A 19,866-nucleotide genomic window follows, 5' to 3' on the forward strand; every position below is an offset into this window, starting at 1 on the left:
GATTATGCTTTGTCCGGTTCAATTAAAGTTAAGCTACCTTGGCACAAGTCCGTCAAAATGACTTTTTGCTCAGGCCAAGTACGTTCAATAACAGCAAGGTCAATAACGACGCTGTCACTGTATGTTTTGTTGGTTATTTCTATATCGCTCTGTTCGAGCCAATATTCAACCTTACCTAATAAAGGGTAGGTGATTTTTAGCTGAATTGGGCTGCGCGGATACACACTTTCATAAATTGTTTGTGAGAGCGCTTCTTGTACCGCTTGACTGTAGGCTCGGACTAAACCGCCTGCACCCAATTTAATGCCACCGAAAAAACGCGTTACAACCACGGTTGTTTCGCCAAAATCAGAATGCTGTAATACATTCATCATGGGCTTTCCGGCCGTGCCTTTTGGTTCGCCATCGTCGCTTTGATCCCACAAATGCACATTGTTTGGTGCACCTGCAATGAACGCCGAGCAGTGGTGATTGGCGTCAGGGTAACGCTGCCTTATTTCGTCAATAAAAGCTTTTGCCGCCTCGCGCCCTTTGGTTCGACTTACGGTCGTAATGAACTGGCTATTTTTTATTTCAAGATCAAAGCGTTGCGTGTGTATTGGGCTTAAGTAGTAATCCATGTAAACTTGCTTAACGATTGTTTTCTCTATAAAAATAGCGGGTTTTAATTCATATGACAGATTGGCTTTCACAATCAGTTTGGGTGTTATCGGGCTTTTGTATCGGCGCGATTCTTATCTCTGGCATTGCTGGTGCTATTGTACAGGCTATGCGCCGTCAGTGGCAGCATACACAAGAAAAAATACAGCAACAAAATGAGGAATTACAGCGTCTTTTAGGGCAAGCGAAAGATCAGATTCATTATTTGGAAAAAGAGTCGCTGACCTTAGAGCAACAATTCGCCGCATCACAGAGTGTTTGGCAGGAAAAAGAAGTCTTTTATCGAGAACAAAAAAAGCACAACGAAACGGAATTTAAACAATTAGCGCACGACATTATGAGTCAGCAAGGTCAGCAGCTGGCAAAAGAAAATGAGCGTCAACTTGGTTCCTTATTGACACCACTTGGCTCTCAGATTCAAAAATTTCAGGAAAGTGTAGAAAAGAGTTATCAAGAAGAAGCGCGGGAGCGTTTTTCGTTGGTGAAAGAGATCAAAGGCTTGCAGCTGTTGAATCAAAAAATTAGTGACGATGCGGTTAGCTTAACTCATGCGCTGAAAGGCCAAAACAAGTTGCAAGGTGGTTGGGGTGAGGTGATTTTAGAGCGAATTTTAGAGCGCTCTGGATTGGAAAAAGGCCGTGAATATGAAACTCAAGCGTCTTATCAAACATCAGAAGGACGACGGTTACAGCCGGATGTGGTGATACATCTTCCGGAAGGTAAGCAGGTGATTGTTGATTCGAAAATGGTCCTGATTAGCTACTTGGCTTATATGGAAGCCGAAACGGACGATGATAGAAGTCGGGCACTTAAACAGCACTTGGATGCAGTGCGTCGGCATATGAAAGAGTTAAGCGCGAAGTCTTATCATGATTTACCTGGCATTACTTCACTGGATTTTGTGTTGCTATTTATCCCTATCGAAGCGGCTTTTGGTTTGGCTCTGCAAGGGGATAATGGTTTATTTAGTGAAGCCTTTGAACACAATATTATTATTGTTGGGCCTTCGAATTTATTGGCGACGTTACGTACCATTCAGAACATTTGGCGTAACGAAAAACAGAGCCAAAATGCCATTGAAATAGCGCGTCAAGCTGGTGCAATGTACGACAAGTTTTCAGGCTTTGTTCAGGATATGGATGACATAGGTAGCAAACTTGAAGCGGTAAGTCGTAGTCATGATTCTGCTCTGAAAAAACTCACAGTAGGTCGGGGTAATTTGGTTGCAAGAGCGGAAAAACTTAAGTTAATGGGCGCTAAAACCAGTAAGGCGTTACCAGTGGAGTATCTGAATGATACCTCCACTGATGAGTCTGATAGTTAAGACGATACCGCGAGAGATTGTGTTATGAAGGAAAAATCCACAGCACAGTGGCTTTATGGATGTAATGTGTTGTTTGTAGATCTTGAAGAATACCCGCTGTTATTTTAGTTAAATCTGCACTTTCGGGTGTCTTGTCTGTATAGGAAATAATTTCTAATTCTAGATGGTTATCCAAATAGTGTAAGCGAGTATTTTTCACGTCGACATAGGCGGAGTGCTGGCGCAATAAAAAACCTAAGTCAGCCACTATCTGGTGACGGGCAGGTAATTTTAAGTGCGGCGGTTTTCCTGATGGATGAGCAAAACTGTCGGTTTGGATTTTTTCATCGGTGTCAATATGGACCATAACGTCTTGTACTTGTGAGTGGGCCTGTTTGATGGTGTAGGCGACTAAATCACCAAGGTAATGTCCCTCGCTGACGCTGGCATGACTAGGCACATGAATGTGCATGTCTAAGTAGATTTTACCTGCCATGGATCTTGCTCTCACATCGTGAGGCGCCATTACATGTTTAAGGCTGTTTGCCGTTGCTTTGATTTGAGCTATGAGTTTTGGATCTGGTGCGGTATCGACAAGTTCGGCCAAATTTTCCCACACCATGATGATAGCCATTTTACCAATCAGCAATGCAACCACGATTGAAGCGACCATGTCTGCCCAAGGGTAGCCAAAATAAACACCGATTAGGCCAATGAGAACGGCGATAGATGAGAGCGCGTCGCTGCGACTGTGCCAAGCGTTAGCAATGAGCATCTTACTGCCAATCTTATCTCCGGCCTTTTTGGTGTAATGGAAAATGGCTTCTTTAATGACAATGGTGGCAATTAACGCCGCGAGTCCATACCAAGTGAGCTGAGCTTGTGATGCTGGTGCCGTGATAGATTCATAAGCAATACCAAGCGCAACAATAGTAAGCACCATGCCGAGAAATACAGTGGTCAGCGTTTCAAAACGAAGATGGCCATAGGGGTGATTTTCGTCCGGACCTTGGCGAGAGTTGGCTGAAGCAAAATACACAAATACGTCTGTAACTAAGTCAGATAAAGAGTGAATGCCATCCGCGATAAGGGCTTGTGACTGAGAAAAATATCCAGCCACAATCTTTGCTAACCCTAGTAGCGCATCCCAAACGGCACCAACAAGGGTGACTCGTATGGCTATCTCTTGTTCTTGCTTATGTTTTGTCATGTCATTTTTTGACCTGTTATAGGGTTTGAAAAAATACCGAGACTATTTAACATCATTAATTTTACTCAACTTGTCTTAAGTTTCTATTAAGAGTAAGGGATTCAATGAGAACTAATATTGAGTTATGTTGTTTTGTGGGTGAATCAAGTTTCGGTAATAATACTAGATTATACCTGTTTGAATTGGTGTATTTTGGAGTGTGGTAGCAAGAGTGCCTTCTTGTCTAGCTTGCCCAATGTTCTCCCCAAGCTTATCCACGTTATCTGTGGAAAAGCTTGGGCAAAATATCGCTTAGCTGATTTCAAACCATAAGCAGTAGGAAGCAAAAAATTCTCTCATAGTTAATGACATTAGAGAGAAATTGGCGTCCATATCGGACAAACCACCGCCTTGGGAGTCGTTGAAAGCGGCTTCTTTTAGTGCATCGTCGAATTTGATTTTGCGCAATGTCAGATCATCATGTAAAACAAAGCTGAGCTTGTCTGACCAGCGAAGTGCAAGGTTTTTAACCGCCATGCCTTGTTGCAAATGGCGTGTAACGTCTTCAGACAAAGGTTCTAGTGATTTAAAGCGAATGGTGGCTTTGTCTTCAGAGGCGTCTTGAATTTCACACTCATCACCGGTTTCTAGACTGGCGGGCACCTCGTTTTTCACAAGCCAATCCGTCATTAAAGAAGAAGGTGAAACTTGTGCTTGAAGCGGTGTCATCGGAAAGCTGCCAAGCGTGGTTTGTAAGTGCTTGAAAAGTTGTTCAGTCATGCTGGCGTTGGTGCTGTTGAGAACTAATATTTTTGCTTTTAGATCAATATACGCCCAGATGTCGGTGCGTTTTGAAAACGCTTTTGGACGCAGTGTAAAAACCAACTCTTCTTTCATGTCAGACTGTTCTTTGCGTCCGACTTTGCGCCCTTCGATAAGCTCGATTTCAGCTACCTTGGCTTCCAGTTCTTCACGGACAACGGCAGAAGGCAGTACTTTTTCTTCTTTACCGGCGCGGAACAGTAGGCAGTGGTCGCTTGCTAAGCTCCACTGTTCACTGTTGCGTATGAGAGGTAACCAGCCGAAAGAGAATTCCTCTTGTGAACCACATTCTTTTAGTGGGAATTCAGGGATTTTATTGATCAATTCGTTTGTATCTAGTGATTCTGTGTCTTTTAGTTGGAATATCTGGGCGTTTTTGAACCACATAATTAGTCTCTCACGGCTTCTTTAAAGTGTTTTCGACAAACGGACAAGTAACGGTCATTACCGCCTATTTCTACTTGTGCGCCCTCTTTAACAGGAATTCCTTCGGCATTTAATCGAATGACCATAGTGGCTTTACTGCCACAGTGACACACGGTTTTTAATTCTATTAATTTATCGGACCAAGCCAGTAGCGCTTTGCTACCGTCGAACAACTCGCCTTGGAAATCCGTACGGATACCAAACGCCAACACAGGAATGTGCAGTTTATCAACGACTTCAGATAATGCATAAACTTGTTCTTTGGTTAGAAATTGTGCTTCATCAATCAAAATGCAGCTTAATGCTTGCTTTTGATGCGTTTCTTCTTTGATTAAAGCGATCATGTCGGTGCTATTATCAAATAAACTGGCGTCTGCCGATATGCCGATGCGAGAGGCGATTTGCCCTGTTTCAAATCGGTTGTCTATCGACGCTGTAAGGAGAAGAACTCTCATGCCTCGCTCTTGATAGTTATGAGCGGACTGTAGAAGAACGGTCGATTTACCCGCGTTCATTGCTGAGTAGTAAAAGTACAGTTTGGCCATATTGAGTCTGTTTATTCAGTTGTTAGCTAATGTCGCCGACTAGTATATCAAATCACTATTGTGATCGGGTTTTTTTGATGGAAGTAATTGTTTGGTTTTGGTCGCGCTCTAGAAAAGCCTTAAGTTTTTTATTTTTTATTTTTTATTTTTTATTTTTTATTTTTTCAGCGCTTTTGTTAATTTGCAGTGTTAGCCATTCTGCACGTTTTAAACCATTTAGTTCGCAGAGTTTGTCTAGTTTCTCGATAGTGTCTTGCTCAATCAACAATTCTAAGCGTTTTAACCCTTGTGATTTTTCTTTTTCTCGCTGTGCTCGTTTATTGAGTTTGAGCTGATCTTTTCTGGTGAGAGGCTGAGTTCGAGGTCTGCCAGGCGCTTTACCAAATAGATCGATTGTATTCCGGTCGGATGACGCTTTTGCCATGGTCTAAGTTCATTTGTATTAGTGATAGGAGGTGTTTTTCTGTTGTATAAAAAAACGAGAGCGAAAAGTGACTATAAAAGGCTTTTCGCTCTTTGCTTTTCATCATTTATTTCTGAGCTGTTTTTTTCTCAGCTTGCTTTTGAGCCATCTGGTTGGTTGCAATGAAGTCTAAAAGTACTTCAGATGCTTCTTTTGCATAGGTATCTTCTTCAATCGGCTCTATGTCATCAACCGATGTTAGTAGCTCTAGTCCAAGTGCTTTTCGGCGCGTATTTTCGCGCTCGAGTTCTTTTTGTTTGTTATCTTCTTTTTGCTGTATGCGAGTGCTCTCTTTTAGTGAGATGGACTTATAACTCTCTACCTGTTCTTTGAACTCTTCTATTTGAGCATTGATTGCAACAAAATTGGGGTCTGTCGCCATTCTTGCTTTGTGGCGAGGTTCTAGAATAGGCAGGTAAGCGGACATTTTCCAATAAACGGGGTAGCGAGTTTCATGGATTTTGTCCCAAGGTAATGGGTTGTCTAATGCGCTTTCGCCAATGGTTTCTTTATCGATCAAAGAAGGAAAGGCGATGTCTGGCATGACACCTTTGTGCTGAGTGCTTTCGCCAGAGACGCGATAAAATTTAGCCTGAGTGACTTTAAGTTGCCCTTGGTCTACTTCTTGTAATACTTGAACCGTGCCTTTCCCAAAGGTCTGATCGCCAAGAATTAAAGCGCGTCCATAATCTTGCAGCGCACCAGCGACGATTTCAGACGCGGATGCACTCATTCGGTTTACCAGAACAGCCATTGGTCCACTGTAGGTGATGGCAGTGTCAGAGTCTCCTAATGGTGTAACTCGTCCGCTTTGGTCGCGAATTTGTACTGTTGGGCCGGATGGAATAAACAAACCAGTCAATGAATTTGCTTCTTGTAATGAACCGCCGCCGTTATTTCTTAAGTCAAGAATGAGAGCTGAAATTTTTTCTTCACGAAGTTCCTCAATCAATCTTTTTGTGTCTCGTGTGGAACTTTTATAATCTTTGTCACCTGCTTGAATCGCTGCGAAATCAGAGTAAAAGGTCGGTAATGAGATTACGCCTACTTTGTAGGTTTCACCGTCTCGCTCTACTTCGACAATTTCTTTTTTCGCCGATTGATCTTCGAGTTTTACTTTTTTACGGACGATGCTAATGCGCTTGCTGGTCTGCGTGTCGCCTTTGCTTGGTGTTATTTCCAATATAACGGTGGTATCGCGCTCACCGCGGATCATGTCGACGACATCATCAAGGCGCATGCCAACAACATCGATCATTGGTTTGTCTTCTTGGCCAACGGCGATAATTCTGTCGTTAGGAGACAGATCGCTTTGAGTGGCCGCTGGACCACCTGGCACTAATCGAACGACTTTTGTGTAGTCATCGTCCATTTGTAAAACGGCACCAATCCCTTCTAATGATAAGCTCATGTTGATATTGAAGGTTTCTGATGCTCGTGGTGCAAAGTAGCTAGTGTGAGGGTCTAATGCTGCGGTGATGGCGTTGGCGAAGGTTTGATAGACGTCGACAGCGTTTGTTTGATCCACTCGTTTTAATTGGTTTTTATAACGACGCTCAATTGTCGTGATGATTTTCTCTTCACTTTCGCCATTAAGCTTAAGGACTAATGCTCGATTTTTAAGGCGTTTGCGCCAGTAATCATCAAGTTCAGCTTCGGTATTGGCCCATTGCTGCGCTTCTGGATCAGCGTTGAGTGTTTCATCAATGTCATAATCGAAGCCTTTGATCATCTCTGGAAGGTGGTCCTGTAGGCTCGACAACCGCTTCTCAAGACGTTCTAGGTAGAGATTATAGATAGTATAAGCAACTTGAGTGTCTCCCTTTCTGAGGGCGTCATCAAAGCTATTTCGGTATTGAGATAAGCTATCTATGTCACTTTTGAGAAAGAAGCTTTTACTTGGGTCGAGCGCGTCAATATAGTAATCAAAGGCTTTTGCTGAAATGGCATCATCAATATGAGGTCTGTTATAATGAATGCCTTCTAGCATTTCAACGAGCTCTTTTGATACTTTGTCGTATTCATGAGGAGGCTGCAATTCCTGATAAGCTGACGCAGGAGTTGAGGCAAAGGTGTAGCCAGTTAAAAGGCAAAGTAAAAGGCGTTTATAGTTCATCCGGTAAGGGTTCTCTCTGTCTATTTTATACGTCGTTAGCAAAATCATATTAGACACTGGGCTGTAAGGCTAGCCAAAGTGTTAAAAAGTCACTTTTTTAAAGCATTGTGCTTATGGAAAATTATGGAACATACAAATTTTAATGACTCTTTGTTGTCATTTCTTCAATCTTCTCCGACTCCATTTCATGCGACAGATAGTATGCGTAATGCTTTGATCGCAGAAGGTTTTGTTGAGTTAATTGAAGAAAATAATTGGGTGATAGAAGAGTGCAGAAAGTATTTTGTTACGCGTAATGAGTCAGCATTAATTGCTTTTACCACGCCAGAGTTAAATTTCAGTCAAACAGGTTGGCGAATGATCGGTGCCCATACGGACAGCCCTTGTCTGAAACTTAAGCCAAATGCTCAGGTGGATCGCTTTGGTTATCACCAATTAGGCGTGGAAGTGTATGGTGGCGTGTTGCTTCATACTTGGCTAGACAGGGACTTATCGATTGCGGGTCGCATTACTCTAAAAACGAAAGCGGGCGACATTGTGAGTCGTTTAGTGGATTTTAAAGACCCAATTGCAGTGGTTCCAAACTTGGCAATTCATTTGAATCGACAGGCAAATGAAGGTTTTTCGGTTAATCCTCAAGAAGAAATTTTACCTATATTGTGTGGCGCTGAAAATGAATTTGATTTACATGAACTATTAAAAGCTCAGCTCAAAAAACAATATACTGATTTACCCATTGATATGATTTTAGATTTTGAATTGAGCTTATACGATACACAACCAGCGGCTTTGGTTGGCTTGCATAAAGAATACATTTGTTCAGCTCGTTTGGATAATTTGCTCAGTTGCTTTGTGGGTTTACGAGCGCTGTTGGATTCTGACGGGCAACGTCCAAGCCTTCTTGTTTGTACCGATCATGAAGAAATTGGCAGTTTATCGGCTTGTGGTGCAAATGGCCCATTCTTAGAAGATGTCTTGCATCGTTTAACACCGAATCCAGAGCAATATGTTCAGGCGGTTCAACGCTCTATGTTGGTTTCTGCTGATAATGCGCATGCGTTGCATCCCAATTATGCTAATAAGCATGATAAAAACCATGCCCCTGCGATTAATAAGGGCGCTGTTATTAAGGTGAATGCGAACCAGCGTTATGCAACTAATAGCGAAACGGCAAGCGTCTATCGTGATATTGCAGCGCAAGAGAATTATGACGTGCAGTGCTTTGTTGTGCGCAGTGATATGGCGTGCGGTAGTACGATTGGGCCGATTACATCTGGAGAAATTGGTGTGCCGACGATTGATATCGGTTTGCCAACGTTTGGGATGCATTCAATTCGTGAGCTAGCAGGGAGCCGTGATGCCTATGGTTTGTATAAAGTATTAACTCGATTTACAAAGCGAGACAAGCTCATCTCTCGTTTAGAATAGGGCGTTAGCATTTACTTGATCACAAAACAAAAAAACCGTGAAACAATGTTTTACGGTTTTTTTGTTTTAACTTATAGCGAACGGCAAATTAATTTTTTGCAATTAACCATTTATCCAATTCTTTGATGTTGTCTTCTGTAAGATCTCCAGTGACTTCTAGTAGGTTTAGTTTTTTCACTACAAAGTTGTATCGGTATTGTTCGTAGGTATTCTGTGCATCGTATAGATTAGACTGAGCATCAAGCAATTCGACAAGGTTACGGGTACCTACATCATACCCTGCTTTCGTTGCTTCTAGTGCACTGGTGCGAGAGCGAATAAGCTGTTGTTGTGCTTCAATTTGAGCTACGGCCGTTTGTAGGTCTAGGTATAGACTACGAATGTTAAGTTCAATGGTTTGCAGTGAACTTGCTCTTTGCTCTGTTGCTGATTCCGCTTGCGCTGTCGCTTGTCGAACAGAGGCGCTAATTGCCCCACCGCTGTAGAGAGGAATACTGACACCTAATGCAACAGAAGACGTATTTGTTACACCATCTGGATTAGTGGTGCCACTACTATAGTTGTTATCGCTTCGAGATAACGATCCAGTGATTGATACGGTAGGAGAACGACCGTTAGATTTTTGGATGTTAATATTATTTTCTGCGCTTTCAACCGTGAAATTCAGTATGCGCAATTGTTTATTATCACGACGAGCTTTCGTAATTAACGAATCAACGGTCATGTTTGGATCAAGGCGAATAGGGTAATCTTTAGATAATTGAGGAATGCTCTTTATCTCTTGGCCTGTTCTTTGGAATAACGCTTTTTGTGCATAAGATACGCTTGAGCGCGCGCTAAGCTGAGTGACACGAACGGAATCGTATTCTGCTTGAGCATCTTGTAAATCAGTGATGGACGCTAAGCCTACTTCATATTGCTTTTTAGCACGATCTAGCTGACTTGCTGTACTTTTAACTAAGGCTTCCGTTGTCTGCAATGTTGATTGTGCGATCAGAAGATTGAAGTATTCAGTTAAGGTTGTCAGTGCTAGGTCTTCTTCAGCGTTGCTAAAGCTAATGCCAGCGCTTTGGGAACTCAGTTCGACAGAATCTACTGCATAGTTAAGTGCAGGCGAATAAATAGGGTAATCCAATGACAGCGCTACGGTGTTTGATGTATTGCTGTAATCAGAAGAAGGACTGTCTATATTGTCGTATCCCAGGTTACCTTTAAAGCTAATGCTAGGGTATAGATTGCCCTTTGTGACGGTGACGCCTTCTTTTTGGGCTTGATAAGTGGCAGCCGCCGCTCTTAAACCTGGGTCATGTTGCTTAGCAAGTTTGTATACTTCGTAGATGCTGTCTGCGTAGGCAGCCGAACTACTTAGAACGGCTGCAGCGATTAGTGAGGGTATAATATGCTTTTTCATAGATCTCTGTGGGCTCGTAGTATGAAGTATAGTTATAATAGTACCTCAAGTTTTTCACTTGTGGCAGTGCCATTCTTGCTATATCTATTATGACTATTGACCATATCATAACGAAATACTTTAAATGAGCCTCGATTGTGGAAAATTAATGCAAGAGCGGTGAGTGTTTAATCGTATTATCTCTTCCTTCTTCATCGTTTAGTTTTTTAATTCAAGTTTATAAGTGAGGGTCTTCTTCGAGTTCGCTTTTATTTTTCCTGCAATTCTTAAACTGTTGGCATTTACTTTCGTCACATCATTCCCTTCTACTACTTCTATAATGCCGTTTGTACTTTGCTCTACAGAATAATTTTGTATTTTGTTGGAATGGTTCTCTATCGTTACTTGCCAAACTTGAGTGCTAGGGAGTTTTTGTGAAGAGGCATTTTCTAACGTTAAGTATCCCGTTATGTCCTGGCTTTTATTTGTGATGATATTCAGTGGATAACCTGTACGGACTGTATTTAACATCACTGTGTTACCAGGGATGAGAAGGTTTTCTCTTTTCCAAAATGTGTTGTATTCCCCTGGAAGGCCTTCCTTTTTTAATGTAAAGCTTACGGTATTATAGAAACTAAGATCTATTCTTCCTGAGCTATTGTTATGGGTATAAAGATTGGCTGTGTGTGTCTGTTTATCGATTTTGCTATTGCTGCTGGGTAAAGGATAGAGAGTGTTTGAATAGGGCGCGATAGATAAGAGGTTATGGCCAAGTGAGTAGCTAACCTCATTGTCTTGATAGCTTACTTCTTGTTGCATATCACTCATTACAAGAGAACTGCGTTCGGCTTTGAAACGTTGAGGTGTTGAGTTTCTGGAGTAGTGAAGCAAACTGTCTTGTATTTCAATGCTGGCGCTTGAGTTGTTATGTAAGAGTGCTTGTTGCGAGACAACCACGTTGTCGTTTTCAAATATTAGGCTAAGTTGTGGCGTCCAGGATAATTGGTTCGTTTGATAGCTGACTGGGTACGATCTTGTTGTTGCTTTATTGTTGTCTGTTTGTTCTAGCGGTATTAAGTAAAAATCATCCAGTGGCAATGTCGTTGGGCGATCATGACTCGTGAGTATAAAAGAGCGAGAGCTCTGCTCAATTTTTGCCAAAATGCCAGTGTAGTTTAAATCTCTTTGTTTATGTTCCACTCTGACTTTTTTGCCAATTTCATCAAACCAATTTTTATTGAGGCCATTTTGTAGGTGAGTAATAGGTGAAAAATCGCCTTCAAGAGGGATTAGTGTGCCGGGGTTAGGGGTAAGACTTAGGTGTTGACTGTCTGCCACTATTTGACTGTTATCTAATCCTATAACGGCATGGATGGGCGCTGCAAAAGTAGGTTGTGCTACCGCTGTTCCTAAAAGAATACTGATGTAAAGATAGGTAGGTTGCTTTTTCATACAAAGAGTCCTTCTAGTTTATGTATTTACAATCATACTCATTGTCGTGATGAGTGCTCACACATGGTAACCTAATAATTTAATACGGTCGTAAAGTAATCTAGCAAAAATAAGGGTTTGGAGTGGATAAAAAATTACTAATTATTGACGGTTTGAATTTGATTCGACGCTTTTATGCCGCACTAGAGTCTGAGCAAGATTTAGTTCGTCGGGTCGAGCGAGCTCAAAGTATTACCATTGAAGCGCTGGTGAAACTAGCGCTTCAATTTAACCCTTCTTACGCAGTGGTTGTTTTTGATTCTAATGGTAAAACATGGCGACATAATTTGTATCCTGAATATAAGTTAGGTCGTGTGCCAATGGATGATTTGTTATTAGAATCTTTGCCCGATTTTGCCAAGTTATTTCGCTTTAATCATTTTCCTTGTTTAAGGCTAGATGGTTGGGAAGCGGATGATTTGATTGCTACCTTAGCTGTCAAGGCGGCCCATAATAATGTGACATCGTATATTGTTTCTACAGACAAAGGGTTCACCCAATTATTGGGAGATGAGCGTATTTTGCAATATGATTACTTTGCCAAGTTGGGCTATGACAAGATTTGGGTTCCGGGTAAATATGGAGTGGAGCCGCACCAGCTAGTCGATTATTGGGCTTTGGTTGGGGATACCACAAACCGTATTCCTGGTGTGAAAGGAATTGGCCCTAAAACGGCACTCACCATTATTAGCTCCTTTCCCACGATAGAAGAAATTTATGCAAATGTGACGTTTTTTTCAGAACGCATTCAGACGATGTTAGCGGGTGGTTATGAACAGTGTTTACAATCTCGTTCGCTGGTCGCATTGAAAACGGACGTGGACGTTGGTGTACGCCTTTCACAGCTTCGTTATACGCCTAAAACAGAATCTTGACGTCTTTTATGGTTGTTTTTAATGAATCAAAGCCAGCATGGATAAAGACAAAAATCTCGTCGATGACTTGTGTGGCTTCTTGAAAAATAGCATCAGGGTTTTGATTGTATAAGGTCGAATGGTTGATGCTTTCTTTTATCTCTTGAATAAAGTTAATCAGCCGCTCATTCGTCGAATCTGGCAATGGTGTTGTGAGCCTCCGATGGTGTTCTTCTATCTTTCCTAGTGTAAATAACAGCTGCAGTTTTTTATCGGCGCTCATTTCTTGTTTAGAAGCAACTTGGACTGACAGCGCTCTCACTTGCCCAAGGGATTCAGCCAATTCTGGTAATGTTTTTACCAGCTGCTGCGCTAAATTTTGAATGTGTTCTTGGTGGTTGGACGTTAGCGAAAACTCATCCGACATGTCCCACATGGCATCAAGTTGACGAGCGATAAGACCTGAATGCAGTTGAAAACTCTCTGCGCTTTTTAGCGTGTCATTTTCGATTAGACGCTGCCACTGCTTATATGGATAGTGTGTGCTGAGCGACGGCGGATAAGCGTGTTCAGACTCAAATTCGAGTAAGTTTGTATAGAGTGTGGTGATGTTGGATTTGAGGTTGATCAGTTTCGTTTCGAACTCTAGGTTGCCGTTGAGAAACCCAGAATGCATTCCTCTGTGCTGTTGCGTAATTTTGATTAATTCAATGAATAATATAATGCCTGATATTCCCATAATGGCGCGCTGCTTAGAGGCTTTTTTCGACCAAATTAAGCGACCGATGGCGAGTGCAATGATGGTAAGGCAGGTAAGAGCAAAGAGACTGGTTACTATCATACTTCTGTTTCCTTTTGTTCCAATCGGGAAGAAAGCCATTCCATGTATTTCACCATGTCTTTTGTATCTTTACTGGCTTGGCTGTGTTGTTCGCTAACGGAGGCTATATTTTGCAATCGCTCACACATTTTTGTGTTAGCGGAGTCGAACTCTGTGATTAGTAGGGTGGATTGTTGTATTTCTTCCTGAGTTGATTTTGCTGCGTTGTGGATAGAAATTAAGGAAGAAGTCGCTTTATCTGAGCCGCTCGATACGCTCGTGGCGAATTCGAAAAGCTCTAAGCTCGTTTGTTCTGATGTTCCGACTTGAGAGGCAATAGAAGAAACTAATAGTCTAATATCTTGCGCTGTTTTTTCGGTGTTTTCCGCGAGCAACCGAACTTCGTTTGCTACAACCGCAAACCCTCTTCCTGCGTCGCCTGCTCGTGCGGCTTCGATCGAGGCGTTTAGCGACAGTAAATTAATTTGTGATGTGATTTGTTCTATCGTACTAACAAAGTTGCTGATGTCTTGTGTGACTTTAATGAGTTGTGTCATTTGTGATTGATTGTGAGTCACTGTTGATTGCATGTCATTGATATGTTGCTTGAGCTCTTCTAGTGCTATCTGGCCCTCTTCAGATTGTTGTCGTGTGAGGTTTGCCATATCGGAGGTCGAATTGATTCGAGAAAGAATATCGGCGATTGTCAGGCTCATTTCTTTGCTGGTAACAAGCAATGAATCCAGTGCTAAATGTTCTTCTTCTGCGCCTTCGGCTACCGCATTGGATGAGTTTTGCAGCTCTGTTGCTGTGTAGCGCGTTTCTTGCGAGCAGCTTTGCAGTAAGTGTTCTCTGCGGCTGAGTGTGCGTAAAAGTGCATTAATATGATTGGCGAGCCGATTAAATTCAGAATCGTTATAGGACAGCTTTATTACGGTTGTTGGATCGAAATTGTTTAAATATTGAGAGAGCTCTTTTACCCGCTTTCTTGTTAGGTTGCTGGTGGACATGGAAAAGTAGACTAACAAGCAGGTACTTAATGCAATCGGGATGTTGGGTTGAGTAAAAAAATGCGGGAAGAAAATGGCTGCCATTGTGATTGTGCCGAGCAGTCCGACAATAATCAATCGAGCATAATATGGCAGAGCCGCTATTAAAATAGTACCTGGGGCCAGTAGCATATGGATTTCCTTATTACTGATTTTTTGCTAAAAAAACAAGGCATTCTTTGTGTGCAGCAATAAATGGACCATGACAGAGATTAGTACTGTTTTTATTCTTATTCTTTGTTTGCCGCGCGGTGTATTCACGTTTTGTTAAAAGCAAAATGTGGTGGCGCTTCTTTCTTTGTGTCGTTTTGCTTGGTTTTGGTGCTTGCTTAATAGGGGGGGGGCTATTTTTAGGTGCGTTATGAGGTCTGGTAATTAAAGTCCAAAGAATATCAAACTTCTAATTCGAAAATATGCAATCGCCCTCTTACCCATAAGCGGTGAGAGGCTTATAATAGCGGCATTTAAGACAACGGATAAAAGAGATTTTTATGTCAGAGGTAAGAACACGTATTGCGCCATCACCAACGGGTGATCCGCATGTAGGCACAGCTTACATTGCGCTATTTAATATGGCATTTGCACGTAAAATGGGCGGTAAGTTCATTTTACGTATTGAAGATACCGATCAAACTCGCAGCACGCCTGAATCTGAAAAAATGATTTTAGATGCGTTACGTTGGTTAGGGCTGGATTGGGCTGAAGGTCCAGATGTTGGTGGTGAATACGGCCCTTATCGTCAAAGTGAGCGTGGTGATATTTACGGTCAATATGCTTTGGAATTGGTCAATAAAGGCCATGCATTTTATGCATTTGAAACAACGGAAGAGTTGGATCAAATGCGTATCGATCAAAAAGAGCAAGGGTTGCCTCAGAAATACGACGGGCGTGCTTTGTCACTGACTCAGAAAGAAGTTCAAGCAAAATTAGATGCCGGTGTTCCTTACGTTATACGCATGAAAATTCCGGAAGAGGGCACATGTGTCGTTCAGGATATGCTGCGAGGCACGATTGAAATTGATTGGACTCAGGTCGATATGCAGGTTTTATTAAAAGCCGATGGCATGCCGACTTACCACTTAGCAAATGTGGTAGATGATCATTTGATGAAAATCACTCATGTGATTCGTGGTGAAGAGTGGATTAATTCTGCGCCTAAGCACATTTTGTTGTATCAGTACTTTGGTTGGGATATGCCGACCTTATGCCATATGCCTTTGTTACGTAATCCTGATAAATCGAAGTTGTCGAAACGCAAAAACCCAACGAGTATTTTATATTATCAGCGCATGGGTTATATGGCTGAAGCGGTGATTAATTATTTGGGTCGTATGGGTTGGTCAATGCCTGATGAGCGTGAAAAGTTTTCATTAGATGAAATGATTGAGCACTTTGATATTCAGCGAGTGTCTCTTGGTGGGCCCGTTTTTGATGTAGAAAAACTGAGCTGGTTAAATGGTATGTGGATTCGTGAGAATTTGACACCTGAAACGTTTGCACAAAAATACGTTGAATGGGCATTGAATCCTGAGTATTTAATGAAGATTCTACCGTTGGTTATTCCCCGTGTTGAAACTTTTTCCGATGTCGCTGATGTTGCCGGCTTTTTCTTAAAAGGCATGCTGCCAATCACTAAAGAAGACTTTGCTTCTGTCAAAATGGAAGAAGAAACGCTGCGTAAAGCAATGCAATTTGCTTTATGGCGTTTGGAAGCATTGAATAAGTGGGAAAAAGATAACATATTTAATGAAATGAAAGCGCTCGCGCAAACGTTGGAAATTAAACCGAAAGACTTCTTTGCTCCATTGTTTGTTGCTATCTCAGGCTCAACAGCGTCTGTGTCTGTTTTCGATTCCATGGCAATCTTAGGCTCTGACATTTCGCGTGCACGCATGCGCACAGCGGTAAATGTATTGGGTGGACCATCTAAGAAAGAAGCTAAGCGTTGGGAAAAAGAATTCGCGGAGTTATAAGCTATAATTCGTTTAGTTCGAAAGGCTAGGCAAAAAAAACCGACTATCAAAGTCGGTTTTTTTATTTCAGTTGTTTGTCCTTATATTAACGAGTAGTAAATACACTCGTTTTCTTATCTAGACTGCTTACCTGATTATGTATGTCACGTGTATTGCCTTCAATGCTGTTTATATAGCTATTATCACGTTGTAGCTGTTGGGCAATTTTATCCATTTCTTCGCTCATATGAACGGCTGTTTTTGCAACTTCTTGAATCGATCGAGCCATATCAATTGAGGAAGCGGAGCTTGTTTGGGCATTTTGCTCAATCTCCCGAATAGCCAGCTCTGCTTTTTCACTGAATGTTTCAATGGCGTGCAGGCTCTCTTGCCCACTCTTCATGGTTTCAATGGCGGTTTGGGTAGAGGATTGAATCGTACTTACGATATCGGTGATTTTTGCTGTTGCATCAACGGTTTTTTCTGCGAGAGAGCGAACCTCATCTGCAACCACTGAGAAACCTCTACCAGCCTCACCAGCACGTGCCGCTTCAATTGCCGCGTTGAGTGCTAAAAGGTTGGTTTGATTTGCTAGATCGTTAATCATCCCGATTACATTGTCGATGTCCTTTGAAAGCTGGCCTAGTTCGTTTAACTGCTCACTTGTTTTATTGACAACGCTAATCGTAGTGGAAAGGTTTGATAGAGCATTTTTGATTGTTTCTGCCCCGACTTTAGCAGATTCATAAGTGTGCTGAGATTGGCTGCTAAGATCCTCTGTAGTAGTAGAGATACTAGAAATAGTTGTCGAAATTTCTTCTGTTGCAGCAGCTAAAGAGTTGGTTTGTTCACTGACCGAGCGATTGCTTTGTGCAATATTGGTCACTGACGTGTTTAGCTGAGATACCATGTCATTTACACCTTGAGTGGTGTTAACAACTTCTCCGATAACCGACCCAAGGCCGTTTGTCATCTCGTTGACAGAACTGCACAAAGAATCAAATTCATCATTGCGCTTATTGTTTACATATAGGCGCGCGGTCAGGTCGCCGCTTTTTACTTTGCCAAGATCTGTAATAATTTGATTAAGTGTTTTGTTAACGCTGCTACCGATACCCATCATCATTAATGCGGCGATCACTGCGACAACAATACTAACAATAATTAGGCTAATACTTGCTTGTTGAGAGCTTGCCGAAGCTTGTTGGCGTGCCTCCAAAACGGCTTGTTGCATGTATTCTACTGCAACCAAGCGCGTTTGACCGAAATTAGCTTTAACATTTGAAAAATTGGATTGTAGTTCTTTTAATTGTTGGTTTTCGTTTTCAAAACTTTCCATAGTGGAAAAGTATTTATTAATACCCTCACCAAAGCGCTCTTCAAGGCCAAAGTTTACAACACGCTTATAGAATTTATCATAGCGCTCCATAAAGGCGTCTTTGTTCACAGGAGAGGGTTCAAAGATAAAATTCTTTTCTGCTTCACGTACAGGTAAAAACTCTTGCTTTACGAGACTTAAGAATGAAATTTCTTCTGTAACCTTTTCACCTAAAAGAGATATTTCACCTCTAAGTCCTGAAGAACCGTTAAAGCCAATCAGTTGCTTCTGACTGACCAGCAGTTTCAATGCTTCACTGTAACTTGCTAAAGAAATGGTGATGTCGTTTATGTTTTTCTTAGCTTCAGGGTCTTGAAGTAAATTCATGTCTTCTGCAAGCGTTGCCATGAAGGTTGCTTTATCAACCTCCAGCTGCTCAATGAAATTTTCGTAAGTATTGTTATCGATTCTTGATAAAGACTCGTACTCTTCCATCATAGTGATGACTAAGGAGGCTAGATCTTTATCTACTTTTGTTAGACGTTCGAATTTTGAAGAGGAGGTTTCTTGAACATTCAATCCTTGCAAAGCAACAGCAGTTACAACAACGAATCCAAGAATAGCCGCAATAAGTAGGGAGAGTAACTTGGTACGAAAACTAAGGTTTGCCAACATATTTTATCCTGCACTTTTTATTATAGATTGAGCAATAGACGTCCTGATAAGAAATAATTGATGATTTTATCTTATCTTATGTTTGTGTCTATCAAAGCATTACAGATATTTACTTAAGTATTCTATTTCTACTATGGCCTTATTTGCAATTAAATGACATAAAAATATGGATTTACCGACGTTGTTTTTTGCAATGAGTGTGTTTTCGAATCAACTTTTATTTGATTATAGGCGAAGCACTTAGAAATCATGTGGGCTGAGCCAGATTTTAACTTGTTGGTTTCCAAGGTAGCTTATTTTTCCAGAATAGCGAGCTACACCGCTGGAACTGAATTCGAATTTGTAGACTCTTTTAATCTTTACTTGTCCCTGATGCCAAGTCGGTCTCCACTTATTGCCCGCAACACTGCCCTCCAATAATTGTAGGTTAAGTGATTCACAATGTTGTTTTACTCTTACGAGAGCTTGTTCGCGGATAGTTGCATTACTCCACCATGTATAGATGGTTGTAGCAATCAAAAGAAAAATAACAATGTCTGAGAGTTGTAAATTCATGCATGCCAACTAAGTATTAATGAAGTTCTAACATGATAGCGAATAGTGGTTAGAAAAAAATAGTCTTTAGGGAAAGAAATACGTGGCTACCTCCAAGCAGGAGAGAAAGGAGAGGTAGCCACGTTCTTTACGCTTTGTAGAAAATCATACAATTATCATCATTGATGAAAGCAAAATTTGGGCATTCAGGGCAGTGAATGTTTGAGAAACCAAATTTGAGTCGTTTGCTTAAATACAATGGCCAGTCAGGTAATAATTTATACGGCTTCTACAGCTCTTTCAGCGTAAAGTTGGATAACCCACTGCTCAATACGTTGGTCAGTGAGTTCAAATTGTTGGTCTTCGTCTATTGCTAAACCAATAAAGTGCTCTTTATTTACAATACAGGCTCTTGATGCTTCGAATTCATAACCTTCGGTTGACCATTGACCAATAAAAGTGGCATTAGAGGGCAATAACTTTTCGTAAAGCCATCCCATTGCATCAACAAAATAGTCGCCATAGCCAAATTGATCGCCTAATCCGTATAAGGCGATGACGATATTTCCTAGAGATAGCTCACTTAAACTGTCTCCGATGTCTTCCCAGTCAGATTGTATGCCCCCAAAATCCCAAGTAGGGATGCCTAAAATGAGCATGGAATATTGTTCAAGCTGGCTAAGTTCTATGTCTTTGATGTTTAACAGATCTATCTGTTCACCAAGCTCTTCCCACTGCTTGGCAATCTTATGCCCAACTTCTTCTGTGTTGTTTGTATCTGTGCCATAAATTAGGGCTATGGATGAATGCGCCATATTCAATACTGTTCCT

Annotated in this window: 17 protein-coding genes; 4 read left to right on the forward strand and 13 right to left on the reverse strand. The window is 41.5% G+C overall.

The features are described from left to right. Positions 1-2: 2 nt before the first annotated feature. Positions 3-620 (reverse strand): YigZ family protein, encoded by a 618-nt coding sequence (locus MP3633_RS06335; protein WP_112139804.1) that lies wholly within the window; start codon positions 618-620, stop codon positions 3-5. 53 nt (positions 621-673) lie between these two features. On the opposite strand from MP3633_RS06335, the gene MP3633_RS06340 reads away from it, so the two are divergent. Continuing rightward, positions 674-1,984 carry a DNA recombination protein RmuC gene (locus MP3633_RS06340; RefSeq protein WP_176334917.1) on the forward strand — a complete coding sequence of 437 codons (1,311 nt, stop codon included), beginning with the start codon at positions 674-676 and terminating at the stop codon, positions 1,982-1,984. A gap of 22 nt (positions 1,985-2,006) precedes the next feature. Here the strand turns inward: MP3633_RS06340 and MP3633_RS06345 are convergent, their stop codons facing one another. The 5 genes from MP3633_RS06345 to MP3633_RS06365 all read right to left on the reverse strand — a co-directional run bounded on the left by MP3633_RS06345 (position 2,007) and on the right by MP3633_RS06365 (position 7,524). Further along, a complete protein-coding gene (locus tag MP3633_RS06345; RefSeq protein ID WP_176334918.1) occupies positions 2,007-3,173 on the reverse strand; it encodes a cation diffusion facilitator family transporter in 1,167 nt (388 codons plus the stop codon). 291 nt (positions 3,174-3,464) lie between these two features. Beyond that, a complete protein-coding gene (locus MP3633_RS06350) occupies positions 3,465-4,361 on the reverse strand; it encodes a recombination-associated protein RdgC (RefSeq protein ID WP_112139800.1) in 897 nt (298 codons plus the stop codon). A 2-nt stretch (positions 4,362-4,363) separates the two neighbouring features. After that, positions 4,364-4,945, reverse strand: a complete 582-nt coding sequence (locus MP3633_RS06355; RefSeq protein ID WP_176334919.1) for a thymidine kinase — start codon at positions 4,943-4,945, stop codon at positions 4,364-4,366. A gap of 142 nt (positions 4,946-5,087) precedes the next feature. Continuing rightward, positions 5,088-5,369, reverse strand: coding sequence for a LexA regulated protein (ybfE, locus tag MP3633_RS06360; protein ID WP_176334920.1), 282 nt, complete (start codon positions 5,367-5,369; stop codon positions 5,088-5,090). A 106-nt stretch (positions 5,370-5,475) separates the two neighbouring features. After that, the gene (locus tag MP3633_RS06365) at positions 5,476-7,524 is read right to left on the reverse strand and encodes a carboxy terminal-processing peptidase (RefSeq protein ID WP_176334921.1); all 2,049 of its coding nucleotides are present in this window, start codon (positions 7,522-7,524) and stop codon (positions 5,476-5,478) included. Between the two features lie 123 nt (positions 7,525-7,647). Here MP3633_RS06365 and MP3633_RS06370 point away from each other — a divergent pair, with 123 nt between their 5' ends. Next, on the forward strand, positions 7,648-8,952 hold the full coding sequence (locus tag MP3633_RS06370; RefSeq protein ID WP_176334922.1) for a M18 family aminopeptidase: 1,305 nt from the start codon (positions 7,648-7,650) through the stop codon (positions 8,950-8,952). Positions 8,953-9,040: 88 nt separating this feature from the next. Here MP3633_RS06370 and MP3633_RS06375 read toward each other — a convergent pair whose 3' ends face one another. After that, positions 9,041-10,363, reverse strand: a complete 1,323-nt coding sequence (locus MP3633_RS06375; protein ID WP_176334923.1) for a TolC family outer membrane protein — start codon at positions 10,361-10,363, stop codon at positions 9,041-9,043. A 198-nt stretch (positions 10,364-10,561) separates the two neighbouring features. Then, on the reverse strand, positions 10,562-11,794 hold the full coding sequence (locus MP3633_RS06380; protein ID WP_176334924.1) for a type 2 periplasmic-binding domain-containing protein: 1,233 nt from the start codon (positions 11,792-11,794) through the stop codon (positions 10,562-10,564). A gap of 122 nt (positions 11,795-11,916) precedes the next feature. Between MP3633_RS06380 and MP3633_RS06385 the strand changes: the two genes are divergently transcribed. Further along, complete coding sequence (locus MP3633_RS06385; RefSeq protein ID WP_176334925.1) at positions 11,917-12,708, forward strand: 5'-3' exonuclease H3TH domain-containing protein; 792 nt, start codon at positions 11,917-11,919, stop codon at positions 12,706-12,708. Here MP3633_RS06385 and MP3633_RS06390 read toward each other — a convergent pair. Together MP3633_RS06390 and MP3633_RS06395 are read right to left on the reverse strand one after the other, a co-directional pair. After that, complete coding sequence (locus MP3633_RS06390; protein WP_176334926.1) at positions 12,692-13,528, reverse strand: hypothetical protein; 837 nt, start codon at positions 13,526-13,528, stop codon at positions 12,692-12,694. The genes MP3633_RS06385 and MP3633_RS06390 overlap by 17 nt on opposite strands. Beyond that, positions 13,525-14,688, reverse strand: coding sequence for a methyl-accepting chemotaxis protein (locus tag MP3633_RS06395; protein WP_176334927.1), 1,164 nt, complete (start codon positions 14,686-14,688; stop codon positions 13,525-13,527). Before MP3633_RS06395 ends, MP3633_RS06390 begins: the two co-directional genes overlap by 4 nt. Positions 14,689-15,047: 359 nt before the next feature. Between MP3633_RS06395 and gltX the strand changes: the two genes are divergently transcribed. Further along, positions 15,048-16,529, forward strand: coding sequence for a glutamate--tRNA ligase (gene gltX / locus MP3633_RS06400; RefSeq protein ID WP_176334928.1), 1,482 nt, complete (start codon positions 15,048-15,050; stop codon positions 16,527-16,529). Between the two features lie 85 nt (positions 16,530-16,614). Here gltX and MP3633_RS06405 read toward each other — a convergent pair whose 3' ends face one another. From MP3633_RS06405 to MP3633_RS06415, 3 genes are all read right to left on the reverse strand, one after another. Continuing rightward, positions 16,615-18,501: a methyl-accepting chemotaxis protein gene (locus tag MP3633_RS06405; protein WP_176334929.1), complete on the reverse strand. Its 1,887-nt coding sequence runs from the start codon at positions 18,499-18,501 to the stop codon at positions 16,615-16,617. A 240-nt stretch (positions 18,502-18,741) separates the two neighbouring features. After that, entirely contained in the window at positions 18,742-19,056 is a 315-nt protein-coding gene (locus MP3633_RS06410; RefSeq protein ID WP_112139778.1) for a DUF3301 domain-containing protein, read from the reverse strand. Between the two features lie 257 nt (positions 19,057-19,313). Then, complete coding sequence (locus tag MP3633_RS06415; RefSeq protein WP_176334930.1) at positions 19,314-19,850, reverse strand: flavodoxin; 537 nt, start codon at positions 19,848-19,850, stop codon at positions 19,314-19,316. Positions 19,851-19,866: the final 16 nt, after the last annotated feature.

Source organism: Marinomonas primoryensis, from assembly GCF_013372285.1.
Lineage (GTDB): Bacteria > Pseudomonadota > Gammaproteobacteria > Pseudomonadales > Marinomonadaceae > Marinomonas > Marinomonas primoryensis.